The 6340-nt window shown below is 49.9% G+C and carries 7 protein-coding genes and 1 pseudogene; 2 read left to right on the top strand and 6 right to left on the bottom strand.

The genetic code is table 11. The features are described from left to right. Nucleotides 1-223 precede the first annotated feature (223 nt). From JCM12178_RS17505 to JCM12178_RS18110, 6 genes are all read right to left on the bottom strand, one after another. Complete coding sequence (locus JCM12178_RS17505; RefSeq protein WP_083465666.1) at nt 224-976, bottom strand: HNH endonuclease; 753 nt, start codon at nt 974-976, stop codon at nt 224-226. A gap of 992 nt (nt 977-1968) precedes the next feature. Further along, complete coding sequence (locus tag JCM12178_RS01170; protein WP_054648145.1) at nt 1969-2586, bottom strand: FMN-dependent NADH-azoreductase; 618 nt, start codon at nt 2584-2586, stop codon at nt 1969-1971. A gap of 17 nt (nt 2587-2603) precedes the next feature. Continuing rightward, entirely contained in the window at nt 2604-2867 is a 264-nt protein-coding gene (locus JCM12178_RS01165) for a hypothetical protein (RefSeq protein ID WP_054648144.1), read from the bottom strand. A gap of 68 nt (nt 2868-2935) precedes the next feature. Beyond that, complete coding sequence (locus tag JCM12178_RS01160) at nt 2936-3334, bottom strand: flagellar protein FlaG (RefSeq protein WP_054648143.1); 399 nt, start codon at nt 3332-3334, stop codon at nt 2936-2938. A 102-nt stretch (nt 3335-3436) separates the two neighbouring features. Beyond that, nucleotides 3437-3958 (bottom strand): hypothetical protein, encoded by a 522-nt coding sequence (locus JCM12178_RS01155; protein WP_157054650.1) that lies wholly within the window; start codon nt 3956-3958, stop codon nt 3437-3439. Nucleotides 3959-4238: 280 nt separating this feature from the next. Next, nucleotides 4239-4475 (bottom strand): hypothetical protein, encoded by a 237-nt coding sequence (locus tag JCM12178_RS18110; protein ID WP_157054649.1) that lies wholly within the window; start codon nt 4473-4475, stop codon nt 4239-4241. Between the two features lie 60 nt (nt 4476-4535). Between JCM12178_RS18110 and JCM12178_RS01150 the strand changes: the two genes are divergently transcribed. After that, entirely contained in the window at nt 4536-5564 is a 1029-nt protein-coding gene (locus tag JCM12178_RS01150; protein ID WP_245628537.1) for a FapA family protein, read from the top strand. 12 nt (nt 5565-5576) lie between these two features. Beyond that, nucleotides 5577-6331 (top strand): annotated as a pseudogene (locus JCM12178_RS01145) (motility protein A). Nucleotides 6332-6340 lie beyond the last annotated feature (9 nt).

The raw sequence follows: 6340 nt of genomic DNA, 5'->3' as shown, positions 1-6340 counted from the left end.
GCGAAATGCAAGTCTGTGGGATATGTTTTTTTGGGGTAGGGCGTGTTTTCGGCAACCTTTGCCGTTCGACAGGGTGGCACGATCACCGGTTTGTTCCAGGCCAAGCCACTTTATGGCGGATTCTTAGCTCTTATCCGGTCCTGACCAGAACGCTTATGCCTTTATTGATGAGGGCGACGGTGACGAGGTACTTGATTCCTGGAAATGACAATTTCCACTGCCGTTAGCTTTGATTGTCTTTGCTCGTATTTTGCTTCATAATATTTTTAAGCTGGTCGATTGTAAGCCAAGGGCGAATTCGATGTAACATTCGATGACAGTTTGAACATACAAGGGCCAAATCCTTTAGCTTGGTCGTGGTTTCCAAAGCAATCATAGAAATAGGCGTAGTGTGGTGGCATTCAATAAAGCCTTTTCCTAATGACCCATAACTTTTTAAAAAATCAAAGCCACAAGCCTCACACTGTAAATTCCCTTCATTTCTTAATGCTTGTTCCTTTTTTTTATTTACTAGTGCTCTGCTTCTTTCTTTTGATTTGTGTAACCTTGTTATTAATTTACCCTCAGGCATACCAAATTCACTATTAAGCTCTGATGTTGCGAGAGTTTTTATGTCAAGCGAATCGTAATTGTTTATTATTAATTTAGATATTTGTGATAGTTCTTCTTTCTTTTGTGAAAACTCATCCCAGATTTTTTCTTCAAGCTTGCCTCCAGATTTTAGTCCTGTTCCTTTGTACTTAGGGTCAAGGCGAAGAAAGTTGCATAACTTCATGTAAACGCCATTAGTGTTACGGAATACTTTAATATTTGGTTTGTCATCATGGATTGGAAGTTTGTTTAGTATTTCACTAAGTTTTATTATTTCTGGATGGTTTTTACTGATATGGGCAGGGTTATGTCTAAAATATAAATCCAAGGCAAGAATCAATTCGTCTCGACTCCAACTCGGATTTCGCGTTCCCGTATTCTTCACATGGCCTCCAATACTATGGGATAATGTAGTAAAGATTGAACATATGAAAAGCTATTATCAAACACAAGTGGACGACGGACATTATTTGTGGCCCTTTTGTGGGACAAAACCCAGCAGCACTATGGGTAACCCATTGAATCAGGTACGTCATGCACACGATGCACATTAAGCTCAAACCACAGCGAACTCGGGGAAAGGTCACGTTATTTAGGGGTGTTATATTGGGCTTTGGGCTGTGATGCCATAAAAATGGCATTCAAGGGAGCGTGGACCTAGGTGGACCTTGGCTCTGTACTCGATAAATAACCGAATCATCCTGCTCTGAACGTAGGATATGTGGGAAATCATGTGTGGATTATTGCCCAAAAACTGCAAAACCTGCCTTGAATCAAGAAGGAATATTAAAAAGAAGGGGCTGCCATTATTGGAAATATTGGCAGCCCCTAGCTTTTAAGAAATGCGGTGAACCTTTTTTGCAAAAGCGGTTCCCCTCTTCCCTTCCCCTCAGACTCCCCATCCCATCTCCCCTCCGCAAAACCTTTTGGCTGGGCGTTGCCCACGCTGATGGTATATTTTGAGGCTAGTGTAGTGATTGGGTTGAGTGGTGGTCTGGTTGAGATGAGTTGGCTTCGTGGAAGATGCGACGAATAGGTGGGGCAGGGGATAGGACAATTTTGGAAGAAGAAAGATGGAGATTCTTTTGGGCTTACTGCAGTTGAAAATTGACTTTTAGGCTTCCATGAGGATGGCTTTGTTTTTCCTCCCTGTTCCCCCAGCAGCCTGAACCTAAAAAACCCCGTCAGACAGCTTGAAGTGCCCGGATAAATGTCACGAAGTGCATTTCTCCGGGCACTTCAAGTTGTCTGACAACCCAAGGATTCCAAAGGGGATTATCCCCTTTGGCGGGTGCAGGGCAGCGCCCTGCCCGCCGGAGGCAGAAAAAAACGCCCTTGCAGTACTGCAAAGAGCGAGTGGGGGGATTGCTTATGCTGCTAGAAGCTTTGTGCGAATTCGGTTGCTTCTGCGAGGGCTTTTCTTTTGGCGGAGGCGAGTCCTTCGGGGCCGCCTGCGATGGTGGGCTGGACTTCGATGGTGGTGATGTCGGTAATGCCGATGAAGTTCAGGTAGAAGTGGAAGTAGGGTCCCTGGAAGTTTATGGCTGAATCAACGGGGTAGTTGCCGCCGCGGGCGTAGATTACGCAGGCTTTGCCTTCTACTAGTCCGTTGTAGCCTTCGGGGCTGGCGGTAAAGGTGTAGGTGGGTTGTGCGATGACGTCCATGTAGTGCTTGAGTCTGTAGGGGACGTTGAAGTTCCACATGGGTACTGCGAAGAGGTATTTGTCCGCGGCTTTGAAGTCTTCGATGACGGCTTCGACTTTGGCCCATGCCTGACGGTCTTCTTCGGAGAAGTCGCGGCCGTGCATGATGTTGTATTTGCCGTTGAGGGTTTTTTCATCGAGTTCGGGCAGCTCCATGGTGCCGAGGTCTCGTTCAAGCACTTCGATGTCGGGGTTGATGCGAATGCACTCCTTGACGAAGGCGTTTGCTACTTCGATCGAGTGTGAGCGCTGGGTTCTGGGTGACCCCTTTACATAGAGCAGTTTAGTCATGGTGCCGCTTCTCCGCGTCAGGCGAGTCGTTCGGTTATGGAGCCTATGCCGGTTTCCAGAAACATGGAATTGAGCTTCTGGGTTTGGGCATTGCTTGTCGCGTCGAACGTTTCACCGGTATTCTTGGGCGCGGTTTCAACTTCGGGAGTGTCCGTCTTGGTGCGGGCTCCGTCGAGGTTGGATGCTTCTGACTGCATGAATGGAGCGTCGAGCTCCACCGGCTTGGTTTGGGCATCGTAGCCCATGGCCTGTATGCTGTTGTTGGAAAGACTGATATCCATGGTCAAGCCTCCGATGATTGCTTGTATTATGCATCATCGGAGGCGGAATGGCAAGGAGAGTGCGGCGATCAGGAGTTCAGGTCGAGCGCGCCGGAGAGGCGTCCGCTCTTGATGTTCTGCGAGAGCTTGACGAGTTCGTCACTGGGTATCTTCTTGACCACGTTTCCTTCTCCATCGCGCAACTCAACCTGAACGGTGTCAAGGTCTTCGTGAACGTTGAAGGAAACATTGACGTTCATTTCACGCAACTTGTCTTCCATTTCGCGCACAAGCTCGGTGGCCTGCTTCTTCGAAAAGGACTGGTCGCCGGATGCGTTGGCTGATTCTTTTTCCTGTACGGTTTCCCGTGTCTTGCGCGCATCCGCGTGTTGAGGTGTCGCGACCGTCATTTCGCTCTTCCTGAGCGGTTGATGGTCTTCAAACTTTGCCTTTTTGCCGACGTCTGTGTGGATTTCAGGGAAATTCATGATCTTCCCTCCCTGGTTGCATGAATAACCCAAAAAAAGTTTTTGGTTACCTGCTCAATCGGCAGGATGCCGGCAATTCTTAAGGGGGTGGGCTGAATTTTCCTAGTTTACATCCGGTGCAGACTCAGCGGGAACGAGTTTTTCAATATACTTGAGGAGCTTCAGATAGAAGCGGTCCTGTTTGGAAAGGGTTTTCATATGCTCGTTCAAGACACCTTCAAAGCCTGCGGCAGTTCCTGATTCAATGACGTACTGGGCTCGAATGCCATGGAGCATGAGGGCCGTTTCGTAGAGCTTGTTGAGGACGGCGATGTCCCGGGTGAAAGCGTTTTCATATGCTTGCAGCGAATAGAGTTGATGCAGTTCAGAGCGGGCGGCGTCGTATTTTTGAAAATCTTTTTCGTCAAGATACTCTTTTGGAGTTTGGCCAACCTTCGAGGCTGCCTCATTGACTCGGTCTATTTCCTGGATGAGAGGCAATGCCTTGTTGGCGAGGCTCGCGCTTCGCTTGAGGGCGGCTCCATATTGGCCGGAGGCTTCATCCAGTGCCATACCCTCGGCACCGGCCAGCGCAGGAAAGGAGAGCAACAGACAGGTCAAGAGTGCAAGACAAAATTTAGACATTTTTTAACCACCTGCTTTTACATATTTTTATAGTGGTGAACCATGAAGGGAGTATGGCGCTTTTTTTTGTGGAGCACAAGTGGTTCGGAACGGTTGTTGCTAGACTGGCGCATCGGAAAATCTTACCGGAGGGAATTGATGAGACTGTTGATTCTGATGCTCGCATTCGCCTTGTTCACCGGCGTATCGACGTATGACATGATGAAGAAGCGAGCTCGATGGCGTTGGGATGAACCGATGAAGGAAGCAACCCGCTACCACCGTCTGGAGACAAGGAACTCTATACCACTGTATTTCCCGGCACAGGAATGAACCAAATGCAAAAGGCCTGCTCAAGCGGGCCTTTTCTTGTTTCAACGGTTGGTTGCGATGGTTGGATGCCAACGTGGTCAAAGGCTAACGCCGTTGACTGGTGCCATTTTTTCAAATACACCCATACTGTTACCGATAATCCGGCATGTGTGGCGGTTACTGTGAAAGCAAAGGCTCGTGAATAATGCCCTTTTTTCTCAAGCATTACTTTGATCCAGACTTCGATTACATGAAGCTTCGTCCGACTCAGAACGAGGATGGGAGTGTGGATCACTACGAACTGAACTATGTTCAAAACGTCGTGGAAGGTCAGGTTATTGCCGAATGGGCGGAGGTTGCCGAGGAAGATATTGCTGAATATGACCAGCGCTTCCTTTTTGAGGAAAAGAAATTCCCGGCCGGAAGGGGCACCGGGCTAAAACGTAACGATCCAGACAAGCTTTTTGCAGCGACGAACGGTTATGTTCTCTATCAGGAAGACCGGATCACCGTTAAGGAGACCCTGAACGTCCGTCGCGACGTCGACTACAATACCGGGAACGTAACGTTTGTCGGCAAGCTCAACGTGTACGGTTCCGTCAGGGCTGGGTTCAATATTCAAGCCCGCGAGATCGATATACAGGGGCAGGTCGAGGGCGCCAGCGTCCACGCATTCAAGGAGTTGAGTTGCCGAGGCGGCGTTAAGGGGCAGGGCAAGGCATTGCTGGAAGCTGGTGCCAACATGCGCCTGTCATTTGCCGAATTTGCAACGCTCAAATGCAAGGGTAACCTGCTCGTCCGGGGATCGCTCATGCATAGCAAGGTCTTTTGTGGTGAACGTCTTGCTGTGGGCGGTAGAATGCAAGGCGCTGATGTTTATTGTCACAAGTACGTTTACGTCGGCGAGAAGCTCGGGGGAGGGCTTGATGCCGACATGACGATCCTGCTCGGCTATCACCCCATAATGCTGTATGCCGACAACCAGTTGCATGAAGAGCTTCGCCGCCTGCGCCGTGAGCTTGAGCATAGCGAGAATCAAAGGGAAAAGGGAGGGTTCCTCGCAAAGAAGCATGGTCCGAAGATAGAGCAGCTTCGCGAGGAAATCGAAATGTACCGTAGCAAGCGCGCTCGGTTGTGGGAGGGGATTCGACGCACGGAAAAGCTGCATGAGTGCAAGGTGCTCGTGCCGGGGAGCGTTCGTTCCGGCGTCGAAATAAGCATCGGTCCCGCGTACTACAAGGTTCGCGAGGATATGAACGATGTTTATTTTTATTATGAAGATGGGGAAGTCAAAGTCGGCGATTCAGCGCGATAAAGTAGCAAATTTATGGATATAGCAACCTTAATTGGTATTGTCGGAGGGTTCGGACTTATTGTTGCCACCATCATCCTCGGTGGCAACCCGGGCGGATTTGTTGACGTACCGTCAGTAGTTGTGGTCATCGGCGGGACGTTCGCTTCTGTTTTCGTCATGTTTCCGCTCAAGGCGGTGGTCGGCACGTTCAAGGTCGGCATGAAGACCCTGCTTTTCAAGGCTCCTGACCCGAACGACGTCATTCGCACCATATCCGGGTTGGCGGATACTGCCCGCCGGGAGAGCCTCGTTGCTCTTGAAAAGGTTGCCATTGATGATCCGTACCTCAAAAAAGGCGTCATGCTCGTCGTGGACGGCTCCAGTGAAGCGCTTGTACGTTCGGTCATGGAGATTGAGCTTGATTTCATGAAGCAGCGCCACCGCATGGGGCAGGGCGTGTTCAAGGGGCTTGGCACCATGCTCCTGCATTTGGCATGATCGGCACGCTTATTGGGCTGGTCAACATGCTCCAGAATCTCGAAGACCCGGCGTCAATCGGCCCGGCAATGGCCGTCGCGCTGCTGACCACTTTCTACGGAGCAGTGCTCGCGAACGTGGTTTTTCTCCCTCTTTCCAAAAAACTTGAGGATCGTTCCGAGGAAGAGGCGCTGTACATGCAGATTATGATTGAAGGCGTCTCGTCGATCCAAAAGGGCGATCATCCCACGGTGGTTAAGGAAAAGTTGCAGGCGTTTCTTGCTCCCGCTCTTCGCGAGGAATCCAGCTAACGCTTTCGG

Origin of the sequence: Salidesulfovibrio brasiliensis JCM 12178 (genome assembly GCF_001311825.1) — a bacterium.
In the GTDB taxonomy this organism is placed as follows: Bacteria; Desulfobacterota; Desulfovibrionia; order Desulfovibrionales; family Desulfovibrionaceae; genus Pseudodesulfovibrio; species Pseudodesulfovibrio brasiliensis.
This window is presented reverse-complemented; position numbering and strand designations above follow the sequence as displayed.

Coding starts and splice junctions, on each gene's coding strand:
- JCM12178_RS01170 (WP_054648145.1), bottom strand. CDS start 2,586: ATGACTAAACTGCTCTATGTAAAGGGGTCACCCAGAACCCAGCGCTCA.
- JCM12178_RS01165 (WP_054648144.1), bottom strand. CDS start 2,867: ATGGATATCAGTCTTTCCAACAACAGCATACAGGCCATGGGCTACGAT.
- JCM12178_RS01160 (WP_054648143.1), bottom strand. CDS start 3,334: ATGAATTTCCCTGAAATCCACACAGACGTCGGCAAAAAGGCAAAGTTT.
- JCM12178_RS01155 (WP_157054650.1), bottom strand. CDS start 3,958: ATGTCTAAATTTTGTCTTGCACTCTTGACCTGTCTGTTGCTCTCCTTT.
- JCM12178_RS18110 (WP_157054649.1), bottom strand. CDS start 4,475: ATGCTTGAGAAAAAAGGGCATTATTCACGAGCCTTTGCTTTCACAGTA.